Source organism: Flavobacterium johnsoniae (genome assembly GCF_001879205.1).
Lineage (GTDB): Bacteria > Bacteroidota > Bacteroidia > Flavobacteriales > Flavobacteriaceae > Flavobacterium > Flavobacterium johnsoniae_A.
The window spans coordinates 176777-195174 of the sequence record NZ_MLFK01000011.1 but is presented as its reverse complement, the minus strand read 5'-3'; the positions used below and the strand labels follow the sequence as shown (position 1 = coordinate 195174).

Here is an 18398-nt window from a genome sequence, read left to right as displayed (position 1 = left end):
ATCTAAAACCTAAAATCTAAAGTCTAAAATCAAAAATCCTCAATATTCTCTTCTTTGCTTTAAATCTGTTTCAATCTGAATTTCCATTTTTTTATCTATACTGTAAAAACACAACAAGACTGCACTAATAATAAATATAAAGCCAGGATAAATACTTACCGAAAGTTTAATTCCTTCTACAGCTGCCGGTATTTGATTGACTTCTTCGGCTACGTAACCATATTTAGATAAAAAAGCAGCACCTAATGCCCCGCCAATGCTTATCCCTATTTTTAGCCCAAAAATCATTACCGAAAAAACAGTAGCAGTCGCTCTTCGGTTGTTTATCCATTCACTGTAATCAGCCACATCAGCAATCATAGTCCACAATAAAGGAATTGTTATCCCGTAAATAAACCCATGTAGTAATTGGGTTAAAAAAACCATTGCAATAGCTGTTCTATTATAAAAATTAAATAGGAGCAGACTAAGAGCGGATAAAAAAATAAAAGTGATATAAATGTTTCTTTTACCAAAGGAATCTGCAAGAAGTTTTGAAAACATAATTCCAAAAATCATAAAAATAATACCTCCGGCATTGAAAAGACTAAAAGCTGAAGTAGGAGCATCTTTTGGCCATTGGAAACTGACAAATCCCATAGATGTCAACGAACTATTCAAATGGTCAATAAATGCAGTAAAACCAATATCATTCAAAAAAATAGTTTGTGCAACAGGATCTAAATAATATTTAAAATAGAAAACATACATCCCTCCTTTTAAAGACAAGGTGATAAATACCAAAACGGTAACCAGCAGCATAACCAGCCAGGGCTTGTTTTTCGACAAATCAATAAAATCCTGTTTAATGGAAGATTCCTGATTCTTTGCGGGTATAATTCTTTCCTTTGTAGTAAAAAAAGTGATTAACAAACAAATAATCCCCGTAATAGCAAATAAGATCATAGTATTTTGAAATCCAACTGCTTTATCGCCATGTCCCAGTATGGAAACAAATGGCAATAAAAGTGATTGAATTATAAACTGGGCAATCATTACCGCTACAAAACGATAGGAGGAAAGACTGTTTCTTTCCTTCATGTCGCCTGTTAAAACACCGCTTAAAGCAACATAAGGCAAATTGTTTGCTGAATAAATCAGCACCAGAAAAAAGTAAGTCAGCAAAGCATAAATTATTTTGCCGTTCTGGCTAAAGTTTGGAGTTAAAAAAGAGAGAACAGCAGCAATTCCAAAAGGCAGGGCCGTCCATAATATCCATGGCCTGAATTTCCCCCATTTGGTTTGGGTTCGGTCAGCAATTATCCCCATAATAATATTAAAAAAGGCTCCGATAAAACCACCGGTAAAGATAATGATACTTGCTGTGCCGGCAGGAATTTTATAAACATCGGTGTAAAAGAAAGCAAGGAAAGTCAGCAGAGTCTGAAAAATTAGGTTCGCGGCAAAATCACCTAAGCCATAACCTGTTTTTTCTATTATAGAAAGCTTTTGCGATGTATTACTCCTAAATATACCTGCTGTTTTTTCTTTGCTTTTTAACATTGTGCTTATTGAGAATTATTTGATTGAAATTTTTTATCAAAAAGCGGATACTTCTTTTAGCTTCCTGTTTTTAATAAAAATACTAAAGGTAAAAATAGCTGGAAAGTTGAAATAAAGATTGTCAATTTTTAAGCTATTAATAACATATTTGAAGCATCATTTTTGTTTCAATTACTGTGAAGAGAAGTTTTCTTGTCTTAAAAGAAGCTTTTGTTTTTTTATGTTTCTACTTAGTTTGATATATAGTTAAGTAGATTATTACAATTAGTTATAAATTGCTGTAAAATAATCCGCATTTTCCATCAAATTAGCTTGTTAAGGGGGTCTCTAATGAATACTATACCTTTTTACGTTCGCTTAAAGAAAAAAAGCTCCAGATTTCTCTGAAGCTTTTGTCGTTGCAGCCGTAACAAGACTTGAGCCTGTTAACGAAAATAAAATCAATTTTAATATAAATTAAATTGGTCTTTTGTAAACCGTTACATCATCTACCCACATCATTACAGTCGAAAACAAATTGATTTTATTAGGGTCTATAAAATTGGAATCTTTTGATCCAACATTTAGATTAAATATAATCGAATGCGGCCCGAAATTATTTAAGTTAAGATTGCCTGCACTACCGTTTGTATAAGTTGAGACCGTTACATTATCCACCTTTATAGTTACTGTTACTACATTGTCTTTCATTTTCCAAAAGGATTCATATAAATGCCATCCGCCATTTCCGTTAATATCAAAATTCCCCGGATAGTTTCTTTCTGCAGAATTTCCTAATTGGTTTGCTCCGCTGGAAGTTCCATAAAAAAGATTTGACGTAAAGCGGCTTGAATTTGGGGCAAAAGAATAACCTTCCATGATATCAATTTCCCCTTTGGTTGGCCAGCCATTTTGCTGTACAGACCAGAAGGCCGGCCAGGCACCATAAGTTTGTGTGAATGACTTGTAAGTTCCGCCATCCATCGCTACTAATTTAATATTGGCAGAAAGCATATATTCTGTATTATTTTCAGGCTTATATTGGTAATTAGAAGAAATAAAACCGGATTGATATTTGTACGTGCTCAATTTTGTAGTCTTGATTTCCAAACATTGTTTTCCGTCTCTCCATTGCGTTGTTGGCACTGAACTGGCATAGTCGCAATACCACGAATTATAATCGGCTCGCTGCTCCTTTGTCCATTGCGACAGATTGGAACCTACATCAAAAGTATCTTCAAATTGTTTGACCCACGGCGCACTGGCTGCTTTGCTTGTACTGGTTTTTGTACCCGCATTTGCAGATTGGTCTTTTGCTGCTGGGGTTACGTCATCTCCGCAGGAAGTAAATCCTAAACCTAATACACATGTAACTGTTAATGCTAACAAATTTAATTTTTTCATAATTTAATTTTTTGGTTTATTAATAGTTGAAGTAAAGTATTATAGTTTTAAAAAATTTAATCTAAGCCTTCCAGAAATCCTGTATGAGAGCTTTTAACTGCAAAATTTGAATCGTACAATAAAGGCCAGTCATTTCCAGGGTGGTTTAGTTCTGTACTAAAAGGAATCCAGGATTCATTATCCTTCATTCCCCAAATTGTTAAGGCATATTTATTGGCTGCAGGAAGTGCATTATAGAGCTGCACAATTTCTTTGTATTTTTCTTTTTGAGCCAGTCTTCTTTCATTTGTGAAAGTTGAAATGTCATTGGACTGATTTACCTGTATATCCAATTCCGAAACATGGATTTTCAGGCCTTTTGCAGTTGCTTTGTTAAAATCAGTCTGGATTTGAGCTTTTGTTGGGCTTAAGTAATTATTATGCATCTGAAAACCAAGACCATCAATAAGATTGCTTGTTTTTAAATCATCTACAATGCTAAAAACTTTATCTTGTTTTGGAATATTCGTTGAGGTTGCATAATCATTATAAAATAATAATAAAGAGTTGTCACCAGCTGCTTTTGCGGCATCTCTTGCCCATTGAAAACAATCCTTTACATAGTTAGCACCCATTCGCTGAAGAAAAATTGTATTTCTCATGGCTCCGCCATTGTCATCTACTGCTTCATTAACTACGTCCCACGATTTTACTTTCCCTGCATAATGGGTAACTACATCCGTAATGTATTTTTTTACTTCTGCTTTAAATTCGGCATCGGTACCAGAAAAATCTTTTAACCATTGTGGCACGGAATTATGCCAAACCAAAGCATGACCGTGAACGTTGATACCATTGGAATTTCCGTAAGCCACAATTTTATCAGCTGTAGTCCAGTTGTAAACACCGCTTGCAGTAGAAATTTGATCCATTTTCATTTCGTATTCGGCAGAAATACTGCTGAATTCATTTTTCAAAATAACATCATAAGGACTTCCGGTAGTTAATTGAGAAGCTTTTACTGCCATACCCACAAAAAATGGATTAGCTAGTTTATTTGCTTTTACTTTTAAAAATGTTGGGTCTTCAGGAATGTTGCTCGAACCCGTAGTTACAACACTAATAACATTTGAGTAACCAGAAGTCTCGGTCTCATTTTTTGCTCTGACTCTGTAATAATATTGTGTACCTCCGTTTAAACCTGCGACCACTTCGTTTAGATCTGTAACTTCTTTTGCATTGTAATTTGGAACAAAAGTGGAGAAATTCTCGCTTGTTGAAACATCCAGAAGATAGCTTTTTGCATGGGAAACGTACATCCATTTTGCTCTAAACCCTGCATCATTCACGTCTTTTGGTGCGTTTGCAACAGGTATTTCTAAAGTATTAGCCGTTATATTGTCATCTTTTGAACAAGAATTCAAAAAGAACAAGATACCAGTCAGCATTAGTAAAAATTTAATTTTCATACTGTTTTTTATTATAGAATATCCTTTTGTGATTTGAATACTCTTATTTATAGTTTCTGTTTTTAGTTGTAAAAGAGGTTGTTTTTTGGTCACAACCTCTTTTTTAATTTTAAAGATTAAAACACAAGACCTGTAATTATTGGTAGCGAATTTTAATATTATCAAATTTTATTGCACTTGGGTTTGGTGTATCTCCCTGAGCAATTCCGACTTTAATTTCGTTGATTTTAGAGGGATCTAATGTTGCAGCTGTATTCGAACCAAATCCGTAGTTATCTTTAAAGTCACTTAATAATATGGTTTTTGTAGTCCAGTTTACATCGGTTACTTTAAAATTGTAGCCGTAGTTCACGCCATCAATAGTATTTAACTGAATTGCAAATTGAGCACCCACAACATTGGCACTTACATCAATATCTATGAAAGTTTTTGAAGCATCATTATTTGAAGCACTTAAGAAACCAGCTCCACCTCCGGCACTGCTTCCGTTATAACCATTAGCTGTAGAACCAGCCCAGACTAATGTTGCATAATTACCTGTTGCACCGCCTGGAGTATTAGCGTTAAAACTATCTATATCCCCATAAGCACTCCAATCACGTCTGGAGCCGTTTCCGTCAAAATCAGACACAAGAACTACGGTCGCAAAATTGATTGTCTTTTTTGCAGCACCTCCCGGAGTCGTAACTACCAGCTCTGATCCTGAAACGGCATCTGAAGGTAAACCGATGATAATGGAAGAAGACGATTTTAGCGTATAACTCAGTGTTTTTCCTCCTAATGTGATCGAAGAAACATTATAAAACCATGTTCCTTCTATTTCCAATGGAAATCCCGGAGTTGCAACAGCCGGAGTTGTTTTTGTAATTGTTGGAACAGGCTGTAAAATCTCAATATTTTTGGTAACCGAACCTGATGCTGTTACAAAGGTAATAGGCTGTACACCAAATCGGCTTCCCAGTTTTTCATCAAAGGGAATGGTAAAAATAAACGCTTTATCTGAATTATGGTTTGGATTGAAACTGATATCAATTTTGTTATCCAGCGTAATTCTTTTTAATCCTTTTAAACCTTCACCTTCAACTCTGACTTTATTCAATGGAAAAGCCTGATTCAATAGATCTCCCGGTTCCGCAACCATTGCATCTATATTTGCACTAGCCGCATCGTCATTTTGGCAAGCTGTAAAAGACGCCACTGCCAAAAGAATTATAATTCTATATGTTATTTTCTTAATCATAGTAAAGGTTAGTTAAAGTTAAAAGGAACCGGAGGCTCTAATAATGATGGATTAGTATCAATAGCAGATTGCGGTAATGGCAATTCAAAATAATTGCTTCCCGGAGTGATCTTTCTCGAAACCAATTCGGTTCTGGCATCATCAGAATAAAAACCAACTTCTTGCTGCGAAATAATGGCTGTTGCTTCTGCCAGACCACGACGTTTTAAATCAAAGAAATATTGCCCTTCAAGTGCAAATTCAATTCTTCTTTCGTTGAATAAATCGTCTCTTGTAAGTACTGTTTTGGCTGGTAATCCGGCTCTGGCTCTTACTTCATTGAAAGAACTTAAAGCAGCTGCAGAAGTTGTTGAACCGGCTCCTGCTAAAAGCGCCTCAGAATTCATTAATAAAACATCAGAATATCTTAGTATAATTGTATTTTGTGACGTTCTCATAAAAAACACATCGTTTCTTTCGGCAGCAGAACCTACAATGTATTTTCTGAAATTGGCAGCCGTAGAAGAGTATATTTTTTTATATCTGAAGCCTCCCTGATTTTTTAATAACTCAGGATAAAAGTCACCATCTGTCATGATTGTGCTCTTTTTTCTGGTATCATTTGGTTCAAAGCCGCTTTGCAGGGAAATAGAAGGCAGGTAAACTCCCCAGCCATCTCCACCGCCAGTAATTCCTGTGCCTCCCGGAACTATATAAGCCTGATTTGTATTTTGTGTTCCCCATTCTGTAGCAACAGCTTTCCATTGCAGGGCAAACATACTTTCGGCGCTATTGTTATTCTCCGGACTGCTGAATAGGTTTCCGTAATCAGAAATCAAAGTATATTGATTTCCGATAATTTTCTGGGTTAATGCAGCACATTCAGGGTATTCGTTTAATGTTAAATGCACTTTTGCAAGAATTCCCATTGCGGCAAATTTGGTAACATATCCTTTTTTTACCGAAGCTGCAGGCAGATTTTCGATAGCATATTCTAAATCTTGTTTTATGAATTTGTAAACATCTGTAACAAGATTTCTTTTTGGCTGAGCAGCCGTTCCTGCTTTATTAATAATTGGTACCGCTCCAAAACTTCTTACCAAATAGAAATAGGCATTGGCTCTCATAAATCTTGAAATTGCGATGGCATTTTTATAAGAGGCTTCAGGCAATTCGCTTTTTCTGTCTTCGACTAAACTCATTAAATTATTGGATTGATCGATAACCGAAAATAAAGAAGTGTATCCTTCTGTCAGGATTGGGTTTTGTGAGGTTACCTGAGCATCTTTAAATTGTGCATAAGCGCCATCAAACGTAAAAGCGTTGCCGGCATACATATCTCCAACGGCAATCAGGAATTTATCATTAAAAGTAAACCAGGGCTTAAAATATAAACTCTCAGCGATTCCGTCAAAAGCAGTAACTCCTTCGGGTAAATCGCCCGGCGTTAATTGATTTTCAGATGGTGCATCCAAAAAATCATCAGAACAGGAAAACAAAGACAGCAATGGTATTAGCATTCCCATCATAAAAAGTTTAAAAAGTTTTTTCATGACTATTATTTTTTATTTTAATGACTATGAATCATTAAGTTAATTGTGTTTTTATCAATTTTAGAATTCTAAATTTAAACCCATAGAAGTAGTTCTTGGCACTGGATATCGTCCTAAATCAATACCGCTAAGCGTTATATTTTGATCTAAATTTCCTAAAGCAGGATCAAAACCGGAGTATTTTGTCCAGGTATATAAGTTTTGAACATTGACATACAATCTCACTTTAGATATAATTGAATTTTTGAATATATCCCTTGGTAAATCGTAACTCAAAGAAACATTCTGGATTCTTAAGTAAGAACCGTCTTCAACAAATCTGTTTGAGATTCTTCCATTCCCATTTGGATCATTAAGGGTAATTCTTGGTTCATTTGTGTTTTCGTTTACTCCAGGCTCAAAAGTATTTATGGCTCTTGTGCTCACGTTTGCAAATCGATCTCCAAATCCGGGATAAATTCCATCAGTATAATGACGTGTAAAATTGTAGATTTCGTTGCCCTGACTTCCGGTTAAAACAATAGATAAACTAAGGTTTTTATATTTAAAATTATTGGTAAATGAATAGGTAAAATCCGGAATTGCGCTTCCGATAGCTTTTTGATCTTTAGCATCAATTTTTCCGTCACCATTAAGATCTTTAAAACGAATATCACCAATTCCTGTTCCTGTTTCCTGAGTTGGTCCTGCCGCTAATTCTGCCGCATTTTTGAATAATCCGTCCGTAACATATCCGTAGAATTGTCCAACAGGCTCACCTTCTGTAGTTCTGGTCACGTTGTATAAGTCGAATTGTACTTGTCCTAACAAAGATTTCCCCGCACCTTGAAAACTGGTTAGTTCATTGTTGTATTTTGAAAAAATAATGGTACTGTCCCATGTAAAGTTTTCTGTAATAATATTTCTGGTATTCAGGGTAAGTTCGACCCCTTTAGTTTCAATTTCACCCGTATTCAAATAATAATTAAGTGCACTTTGATTCGATTCGTCATTGATTTGTTTGGTCAGGAAATTAGAAGAATGTTTCACATAATAATCAAAGTCTAATTTTACTCTGTTATTAAGCATTCCTAATTCAAAGCCAACATCAAAAGACTTAAGAGATTCCCATTTAATATTTGGATTTCCTAAATTATCAATTGTTGGAGATACGCCTCCAAATGGAGATGCAGTCAGGGAAAGAATGGTTTGGTATCTGTTTGCCGGAATATTTTGATTTCCAACAGAACCGTAACCTGCTCTAAATTTCAAATAATTTACTGTAGAAGATAATGGCTCAAAAAACTTTTCGTTACTAACCGTCCAGCCTGCAGCAAATGAAGGGAAATAACCCCATTTATTATTAGGTCCAAAGTTCGAAGATGCATCGGCTCTTAGAGACGCCGAAAATGAATAGCGATCAGAAAAACTATAATTTAATCTCGAAATATAAGAAGTCATAGACCATCTGCCAGAACCGTTTCCGTTAACTGCAGTATCTATGTCGCCAATATTTAAGTTGGTAAAATCTTTACTTAGGAAATCACCAGATCTGTAGCCGCTTAGATATTCGTATTGACTTTCCTGCGCTTCCTGACCTAACAAGAAGGTAAAATTGTGTTTCTCGTTAAAGGTTTTATTATAAGTTAAATAGTTTTTTAAACTCCAATAAAAGCTTTGATCCTGCTGTTTGAATGATTTGTTTAAAAGTTCAGACACGTTGCCTAAAGTATAGGCAGGTGCAAAAGAGCTGCTTTTTGCAAAATTTAAATCATATCCCAATTCCGTTCTAAAAACCAAACCTTTGGTAAGAGTGAAATCAGCAAATACATTTCCATTGACTTTATATCGATCTGTTTTTGCGTTGTTGTATTCTGATAAAGCAATAGGATTCGTCGCCTCATTTGCCGAAGAACCTAAACCACTTGTAGGACCGGCATAAGAACCATCAGCATATCTAACCGGTAATTCCGGAGATTGTCTTAAAGTATTCATTACTAAACCACCTCTGTCATCGTTTCGCACTACTTGCTGAGATGATTTACTGATTGACATATTGTTACCAATTTTCAGCCATGATTTTACAGTTGAATCTATGTTTAATCGCATAGACATTCTGTTGAAATCGGAGTTTAAAACAATTCCTTCCTGATTAAAATAATTCAGAGAGGTATAATATCTTGTTCCTTCTTTTTCACCTGAAAATGATATTTGATGGTTGTACATCGCAGCAGTTCTAAAAAGTTCGTCCTGCCAGTTTGTTCCATTTCCTAATAAATCAGGTTTTTGATATTGATACGGAACCGGTTCACCATTTAGTTTGAAAATTTTAGCCTGATAAGCCGCATATTGAGGCAGGTTTAAAACATCAACTGAATTTGTTACTTGCTGCGTTCCCATATACGTTTCATACGTAAATGTCGATTTTCCTTTTTTCCCTTTTTTAGTGGTAATCAAAACAACACCATTCGCGCCATTTGCACCATATATTGCCGTTGATGAAGCATCTTTTAAGATGTCAATAGTTTCAATATCTGAAATATTCAATCCTGATAAAGCCGAGTTTTTAGTTTGTCCGTTTCCTCCGCCTAATGCGCTGAATGAAAATGAATCATTGTTTTTGTCTGCAAAGACAGGAGTTCCGTCAATTACATACAAAGGTTCATTTCCGTTAATAGAAGTAATTCCCCTAATTTGTACCGAAATTCCTCCTCCTGGTGTACCGGAATTTTGAGTCACATTTACACCCGCAGCTTTACCCACAAGTGCCTGATCGATAGAAGTAAAAGGCTTATCCTGAATCTCCGAAGCTTTGATGGAAGAAATAGCTCCGTTTACATCTTTTCTTTTTGAAGTTCCGTAACCAATCACGACTACTTCATTTAATTTTTCAAGGTCATTAACCATATTGATTTTCATCACTGATTTTGTATCTGCCGGCACAGATACATTTTTGTAACCGATATAACTAAAGATCAGTGTACTTTTTGGATCTACATTGTTTAAGATAAAACCTCCGTCAAAATCGGTGGTAGCTGCATTTTTTGTTCCTTCTACTATTACACTAACACCTGGTAAGCCGAGTCCTCCTGATGTTACTTTTCCTTTAACAGTTTGAGCAAAGAAAAAATTTCCCCACATACATACTATTAAGCACAATAGTTTTTTTAATGTTCTTTTCTGCATAAAAATTGGTTAATTAAGTTAGTTAGTTTTTTATTGGAAAATATTTAATAGAAAGGGCTTTTTGCATGCTTCAAAACCGGAGTTAAGAGAAGAAAACTTTTTCTTAAATATTTCTTAACGAAAGTAAAATGTAGTGGGGCGCTATTGTAGAACAGATGAAGCATTTTCTGCAACAAATGATGCAAAAAAAACATCTGACACCCTGAAATCATTGAAAAAGAGACTTAAACAAGAAAAAGCTGCTTGAGGTATTGCTAAAATTTTTGGTTAAAATATATTGTATGTTTAAAAAAAGAGATAATATTTTTTATATATGGATTTTTATAAAGGCTTAAAATTGTCTTTTTTTGGAGAAAATTGACTGATAAAAAAAGAGCTTCGACTTTAAAATCGAAGCTCTTTTAATAGCATTTTATATTTAAGCAATTATTTTTATTGCTTTATTCTTTTGTCCTTTTTTCATGTGTAGGCAAATGTCCGTATTTAATTTTATAACACTTGGAGAAATAGGAGGGAGAAGTAAAACCTACTTTATAGCTAATTTCGTTGATATTATTATTTCCTTTCTCGATGAGTTGTTTTGCTTTTTCTAATCGAACATTTCTAATAAACTCATTCACTGAAACGCCTGTTAAAGTTTTTATTTTTCGATACAGCTGACTTCTGCTCAGGAAAATTTTAGAAGACAATAACTCTACGGTTAATTCAGGTTCACTAATGTTTTCATTAATAAATGCAAGAATCTTTTGCATGAAATCATTATCAAGTGATGTCGTTTTTTCTTTGCCATCTTTTGTGATGCCGCTATAAAACTTTTTGAACATGATTTGCCTGCTTGTAATAAGCTGTGCCAGACTCGATTTTAGAATATCCAATTCAAACGGTTTGCTTAAATACATATCAGCGCCGGAATCTATCCCTTCCAATCGGTCTTTTACCATTGCTTTTGCCGAGAGCATTAATAAAGGAATATGGCTGGTTTTTAAATCGCCTTTTATGTTTTTACACAATTGCAATCCATCCATTACAGGCATAATAACGTCTGTAATGATCAAATCAGGTAATTTCTGAACCGCAAGTTCATAACCTTTCTGACCATTTTCGGCCGCAATAACCTTATATAATTTGCTTAGTTCCTGCTTGAGATAATTTCTTAATTCGGGATTGTCCTCAACAATTAAAACAGTGTAGGGTTTTGCAGTTTCGGCAGCAGTATTTTCCGGAGTTTGATCCGTGTCATCATCGTCATCGAAAGAATGATTAACAGATTCAGACAGAAATTGGTTTTTAGCTTTTTCTGTTTTAAAAACCTCGTCGATCATTTCGCTTTTCTTATACAAAGATTTCCCTAAAGGAAAGGTTACCGTAAATTTTGTGCCTTGTCCTATCTGACTTTCAACATCAATTCTTCCTTTATGAAGCTCAACAAATTCTTTGACAACCTCTAAACCAATTCCTGTACTGCCGTAATAATCTTTGTTTACATTATTAACCTGATAAAAGCGGTCGAATATTCTTTTTAAATCTTTTTTGTGAATTCCCGAACCGGTATCAGTAATTGTGATCGAAAAAGAAGGAACGCTATTACCTTTAATTAACAATGAATTATCAGTATTTGATTTGTCTATAGCAATGGTAATAGAACCATTATCGGGAGTAAATTTAAATGCGTTTGAAATAATATTAAAGAGTATTTTTTCCAGCATTTTAGAGTCCAGCCAGTCTTCAAGCTCATCAAACGCAGACTCAAAATTAATTTTGATGTTTCTGGCCGCAGCTTCTTCATCAAAATAGCCAATGATTCCTTGTGTAAATGCTACGACCTCGATTTTTTTGGCCTGAAGGAAAATTTTGTTAAACTCTAATTTATTAAAATCCATAAGCTCATTGATTAGTCTCGAAAGCCTATCCGAACTTTTGTGTACGATTTTTAATTTATTATGTATTTCCGGAGATAAATTTTTGCTTCTTAAAATATCTTCCAAAGGATTAATAATCAACGTTAATGGAGTTCTGAATTCGTGCGAAATATTAGTGAAGAATTGTAACTTCTTGCGGTTTAATTTCTCTGACTGAATGTTTTTTTCTTTTTCTAGAATTATGGCTTGTTTGGCCTTGAAACGGTTTTGATAAATTTTATTCAGATATATAATCAGGAAAACCAAAATAGAAGTGTACAATAAATAAGCCCACAATGTTTTCCACCACGGAGGAAGAATTTTTATTTTTAATTCTAATGGCGTATTGCTCCAGGAACCATCTGCATTTGCCGATTTTACTTTAAAAACATAATCGCCCGGTGCCAGATTGGTATAAGTTGCGGTTCTGTTATTCCCTACATAGTTCCAATCTTTTTCAAAGCCTTGCAGATAATAGGCATATTGGTTTTTTTTGGAATAATTATAATTAATTCCCACATATTCAATCGTAAAAACAGATTGTGTGTAGTTCAGAATAATTTCTTTAGTCTGCGCAATTACTTTGCTTAACGGCGACGCATCTTCATTTGGTTTTACAGATTTATTAAACAATTTGAAATCGCTGAAATACAATTTTGGCGCCTTCTCTGTTTTTTTGATCTCGTTAGGATTAAAATAATTTACTCCTTCATAACTGCCAAAATACAATTCTCCATTTCCATCTTTAAATACAGCATTATTGCTGAAATCGTTATCAACAAGACCATCATCTTTATTAAAATTGGTGCTTTTTTTATTTTTGAAATCAAGTTTAGTTAATCCCGATCCGCCGCTTATCCATAAAGAACCATTGTTGTCAGAAATTATGGCACGGACAGATTTTTCATTAAAACCCGGAAAGTTATTATAGTTAGAAAATTTCTTGTCTTTTTTATTGTAATTAAATAATCCTTCACCATCTGTTCCTATCCATATCGTTTTATCATTAGATTCGTAAATCGATAAAATAGTCTGAATACTATTGTACTTGGTTTTGTCTTTGAACATGGCATCACGCATATTGGTGACTTTAAAATCAGAGTCGTCTTTTAAACTTACCTGATATAACCCTAAAATTGTTCCTACCCATAGAACATTATCAGAATCTACAAAAACTTTGCGAATGAAAGCGTTGTCTAAAGCGTTTTTTGTAAATGATTTTGAGTTACAATGAATAAATGTGTTGCTCTTGTTATCATAATAATGCAGTCCTTTTATAAAAGTTCCAATCCAGATTCGGCCTTTTGAATCTTCCGAAAAACTAAAAATCCGGTTCGATTTTAATCCTGCAGTATTTGCTGTGTTGTAGTTTATGAATCGGGTAGTGCCATTTTTCAAAAAGTAAATGCCGCGATCCCAGCTTCCTATCCAGATATTTTGTTTACTGTCTATAAATATGGTCTGAATATCAGCTGCATCCAAACCCGAATAATAGCTTTGATTGTTTTGGTTTACGTGAATGTAACTTTTATTGGTAAGATTATAAATATCGAGACCTCCGCCTTCATTACTGATTAACAGGTTTCCTTTTTTATCTTTTATAACAGAAGTTACGTAGCTGGTTTGTAGTGAATTATTGTTGTTTACTTGTGATTCAAGGGAATTGAATTTGTTATTGGGTTTGTCAAATACACCAAGTCCTTTATTAAAATAGCCTAACCAAAGTCGTTTTTCTTTATCTTCATATAAGGACCAAACCGAATTAGATTTTAAACTAAAGTCATTGTACTTGCTATGCAAATATTTTTGGAGGACTTGCCCTTTGTAATTTACCACCAATAACCCGTCATTTTCAGTACCGCAAATTATGTAGTCCTGACTGCTTTCGATAATTGATAAGATTTTGTTTTTGGTAATAGAATAATTTTCAAATTGGTAATTATCTGTTTCGGGTTTAATTTTTATCAGACCTTTTTCAGTTGTTCCCAGCCATATATATCCATATTTATCTATAACAAGATTTTCGATATCCTCTACTAAAGGTTCTCTTTTAAATTTGTCTTTATAAACCTGCTTAAGTTTTCCGTTTAAATCAAGTTCTAAAAGCCCATAACTCGTTCCTAAATAAATGATTCCGTGTTTATTTTTTACTGAAGATTTTATTAGAAAATTAAATTTCTCCAAAACCTTTGACGAAATCAGAGTAGTTTTTAAAGTTTTTATATTGAGTTTGAATAATCCAAAACCATAAGTACCCAGAATTAAATTGCCATTATTATCCTGGATAATTGTTTTTACGGTAATGGGTTCGTCATAACCAATTCTAATAACATCTTCTATATTGATTTTGGTAAAATTGTCTAAATCTCTATTGTACAAGCATAAACCGTCATCGGTGCCAACCCATAAATTATTATCAGAATCAATAAAAGTTGCATAAATAAAATTGCTGTTTAGTGAGCCCGGCTTTTTATTGTATTCATATCCAAAATAGTTTACTCCATCATATCGATATAAACCCTTGCCGTTTGTACCTATCCAAATAAAGCCATTTTTATCTTGAATAATTGAAGAAATGGCTCTTTTTGAAGTAGTTTCCTCTATACTTCTAAATTGGTAGTTGTCAAATTTATCTTGAGAAAACAGGCAATTTAGACCTATAAAGAAGCATACAAGAATATATTTAATATTTTTCATTTAATAGTATTATTGATCAATTCCCACAGAAAGTTTCCTTTTGTTTTTAAGTCTAATAAAAACAATATTAATAAAACTAAATATGAAATATACTTTTTAAGTGTAAATTTTATCATATTGCCAAAAACCTGAGTGCGATTATTAACTAATCGTACCCAGGTTATTAGATTGTTTAAGACATTGTCTTTAGACAAAGAATTATGAAGTTCTTTCTAATTATTTTAATTCAAATTTGGTGGTAAGCCCTTCATTAGAATTCCAGCCAACCATGATATTGAACAAACCAGATTCTACTAAATATTTGCCTTCATTGTCATAAAAACCAAGTTCCTTCTCTGTCAATGTAAATTGGATTGTTTTAGTTTCTCCCTTTTTTAAAGTAACAAGTTCAAATCCTTTTAGTTCTTTAATAGGTCTTACTATACTGGCTGCAGGATCATTTAGGTATAATTGTACTACTTCTTTTCCGTCAAAATTTCCTGTGTTTGTAACGTCAACGCTTACTTGAATTTTTTCTCCTTTTGAAAAAGCAGTTTTATTTATTTTGAGATTTTTATAATCGAAAGTGGTGTAACTCAATCCAAAACCAAAAGGAAACTGAGGTGTTTTTTCGACATCCATATAATGTGACCAAAAAACATTTTTGTCACTGTCAATTGGTCTTCCTGTACTGTATTTGTTATAATAAATAGGAACCTGACCTACATTTCTTGGGAAAGATATTGGCAGTTTCCCGCTTGGGTTGTAGTCTCCATATAAAACCTGAGCAATCGCATTTCCGGCCTGAGTTCCTAAATGCCAGGCTTCTACAATTGCCGGAACATTTTGCGCAGCCCATGGAATACTCAACGGACGTCCATTATTTAAAACTAAAACGATATTAGGATTTACCTTGTAGATTTCTTCTAATAATTCCTGTTGAACTCCCGGTAAATTTAGATCGGTTCTGCTTCTTGCTTCTCCGCTTTGAAAACCATATTCACCTAAAACCATTACCACAACATCGGCATTTTTTGCAGCTGTTTTTGCCGTTTCAAATCCGCTTTTATCAGTTGTATTGAAAACTGTTTCTGTAAGGAAAGTAGCTTTCTGTGAAAGTAAATCTGCGCCTTTTTCAAAAGTGAGCTGATTGTCTTTGTATTGCTGCATTCCTTCGAGAACAGAGACAGCCGTATTATCATCGGCTGCAATTCTCCAGCTTCCAAGCGGACTGTTTTTATCATTGGCCAAAGCGCCAATCAAAGCAATTTTTTGTCCTGATTTCTTTAGAGGAAGCAATTTTTTATCATTCTTCAACAATACAATGGATTTTTTCGCCATATCCAAAACGCCGTCATTATTGGCTTTACTTCCAATAACTGCTTTTTCACGCTTTTCGTCGCAATATCGGTACGGATCGTCAAATAAACCCAATTCAAATTTTACACGCAAAATCCTGCGAACAGCATCGTCAACAAGGGATTCTTTTACTTTTCCTTCTTTTACAAGTGCAGCTAATTTGGCTACATATAAATACGATTCCATGTCCATATCAGAACCTGCAATTACCGCTTTTGCAGTAGCATCAGCTTCATCTGTGGCATATCCGTGCGCGATCATTTCGCGAATAGAAGCATAATCCGAAACCACAAATCCGTCAAAATTCCATTTTCCTTTTAGGATATCTCTTTGTAAAAATGCATTTCCCGTTGCAGGAATACCGTTTAAAGTATTGAATGAATTCATAAACGTGCGAATTCCTGCATCAATTGTTGCCTTAAAAGGAGGCAAAACCGAGTTGTATAATTTAGAATTACTGATGTCTACCATATTATATTCTAATCCTGCTTCAACAAAACCGTATGCTGCAAAGTGTTTTGCACAAGCCGCAATCGTATTTACTTTAGCCAGATCGGCAATGGTTTCTCCCTGAAAACCTTTTACTCTTGCATATCCTATTTTACTTCCTAAATAAGGATCTTCACCGGCACCTTCCATCACACGTCCCCAGCGTGCATCATCTGTAACATCGACATTGGGAGCAAAAGTCCAGTTTATACCAGATGCGGAGGCCTCATCTGCCGCAATTGCTGCCGATTTTTTAATAGCTTCCAAATCCCAGCTTGCTGCTTCTGCCAGCGGAATTGGACTTAAGGTTTTATAGCCATGAATGACATCAAAACCAATAATGAGCGGAATTCCCAAACGTGTTTCTTCTACCGCGATTTTCTGCACGGCGCGAACTTCTTTAACACCTCGAACAGTAAGCATTGATCCCACCAAGCCCTTTCGCAAATGTTCGTATTTTAATTGAGCGCTTCCGCCTTTTGGAGCTGGTCCCGTAACATCCCAAAAACCATTGTACTGATTCATTTGGCCTACTTTTTCTTCTAATGTCATTTCTTGCATCAAAAGTGTAATTCGCTCGTCAATTGATTTTTTAGTATCCATATGTTTTTTGGTTTGAGCATAACCGTTGCCAAAAACGATTAAGAGTAAAAAGGCATATCTTTTAATTTGTTTTTTCATTATTGTGGTTTTTAGTTTTATGGTAAAGTTGTTTAAATTCTCTCTTTTATTTGAATAATGATTTTATAGGTTTATTTAGATGAAATCAATAAAATATAAAATTGTAAATGTAGTTTTACACTGTCAATCATAGTAGTAAATTTGATGCATTAAGTAATACAAATGATGCATTTATGACATTTAAACCAAAGAAAATGTGGTTTGAAACTTTAGGCGAGGGAATGATGAGGGTATAATTTACGATGTAGATCTTTTATTGGCATCCCATTGACTTTTACTTCTAAAGTGGAATTTTATCGTTACTTTTCTGAATCTTAAAATACAACCTTCAGTGATGTTGATAATCTAACTTTATTGTAAATTGGAGCAGGTTTCCTGAATTAGTTTTTCGGAATTTCTTTAAAAAGATCTGATTTTTGAGATTATAAAATTTCGAATCCAAACGTTTCAGCTCTTGTAGATAGTGAATTTAAATATCGCAAAATAGAATGCGAATAGTTTGAATTTTGAGCATAAAAAGTCCTAATTTTTTGGTGGGGAGAGCAGGATTCGAACCTTAGGCCTAAACCCGCATATTTCCTTTATCTTTAATTTTTAAAGCCTTTATTTACAAGATGTTGCGGACGCCGGTTTTATAAGTTTAAGTCTTTGCTTGATGCAGAGATGAAGAAGAGAAAGGTAGAGTGGGGACGGGCTGGAGTGGGATGAGACTTATATCAAATTAAAAGGTATTTTGTGTTATTTATATAGAGCAGTAGATAAATTAGGCAATACTGTAGAGTTTCTTTTCACCAGAAAAACCAATAATGAGCGCTCAGCCTATGCTGAGAAGGAATGATGCTTAGACCAGAGCAGCTATGTTTAAATCATTCTGTAAGTCGGCGGGCTGACTGTTAAATTCTTATATTTGATTTTGACAGATGCGACAGGACCAAAATGGGATTGTATAAATTTTAAAATTAACCATAAAAATAATGGGGTTTCA

Annotated in this window: 9 protein-coding genes; 1 reads left to right on the top strand and 8 read right to left on the bottom strand. The window is 34.3% G+C overall.

Going from position 1 to position 18398, the window contains the following annotated elements:
* Positions 1-39: 39 nt before the first annotated feature.
* From BKM63_RS21560 to bglX, 8 genes are all read right to left on the bottom strand, one after another.
* Positions 40-1542 carry an MFS transporter gene (locus tag BKM63_RS21560; RefSeq protein ID WP_071638652.1) on the bottom strand — a complete coding sequence of 501 codons (1503 nt, stop codon included), beginning with the start codon at positions 1540-1542 and terminating at the stop codon, positions 40-42.
* Positions 1543-1998: 456 nt separating this feature from the next.
* Positions 1999-2925: a glycoside hydrolase family 16 protein gene (locus tag BKM63_RS21555; protein ID WP_071638651.1), complete on the bottom strand. Its 927-nt coding sequence runs from the start codon at positions 2923-2925 to the stop codon at positions 1999-2001.
* Positions 2926-2981: 56 nt separating this feature from the next.
* Positions 2982-4373, bottom strand: coding sequence for an endo-1,4-beta-xylanase (locus BKM63_RS21550; RefSeq protein ID WP_071638715.1), 1392 nt, complete (start codon positions 4371-4373; stop codon positions 2982-2984).
* Positions 4374-4509: 136 nt separating this feature from the next.
* Positions 4510-5613 carry a hypothetical protein gene (locus BKM63_RS21545; protein ID WP_071638650.1) on the bottom strand — a complete coding sequence of 368 codons (1104 nt, stop codon included), beginning with the start codon at positions 5611-5613 and terminating at the stop codon, positions 4510-4512.
* A gap of 8 nt (positions 5614-5621) precedes the next feature.
* Positions 5622-7145 (bottom strand): RagB/SusD family nutrient uptake outer membrane protein, encoded by a 1524-nt coding sequence (locus BKM63_RS21540; protein ID WP_071638649.1) that lies wholly within the window; start codon positions 7143-7145, stop codon positions 5622-5624.
* Positions 7146-7205: 60 nt separating this feature from the next.
* Entirely contained in the window at positions 7206-10265 is a 3060-nt protein-coding gene (locus tag BKM63_RS21535; protein WP_242661211.1) for a SusC/RagA family TonB-linked outer membrane protein, read from the bottom strand.
* Positions 10266-10750: 485 nt separating this feature from the next.
* Entirely contained in the window at positions 10751-14905 is a 4155-nt protein-coding gene (locus BKM63_RS21530; RefSeq protein ID WP_071638647.1) for a two-component regulator propeller domain-containing protein, read from the bottom strand.
* Between the two features lie 216 nt (positions 14906-15121).
* Positions 15122-17413 (bottom strand): beta-glucosidase BglX, encoded by a 2292-nt coding sequence (gene bglX / locus BKM63_RS21520; protein WP_071638645.1) that lies wholly within the window; start codon positions 17411-17413, stop codon positions 15122-15124.
* 694 nt (positions 17414-18107) lie between these two features.
* Between bglX and BKM63_RS24005 the strand changes: the two genes are divergently transcribed.
* The gene (locus BKM63_RS24005; RefSeq protein ID WP_083572307.1) at positions 18108-18251 is read left to right on the top strand and encodes a DDE-type integrase/transposase/recombinase; all 144 of its coding nucleotides are present in this window, start codon (positions 18108-18110) and stop codon (positions 18249-18251) included.
* Positions 18252-18398: the final 147 nt, after the last annotated feature.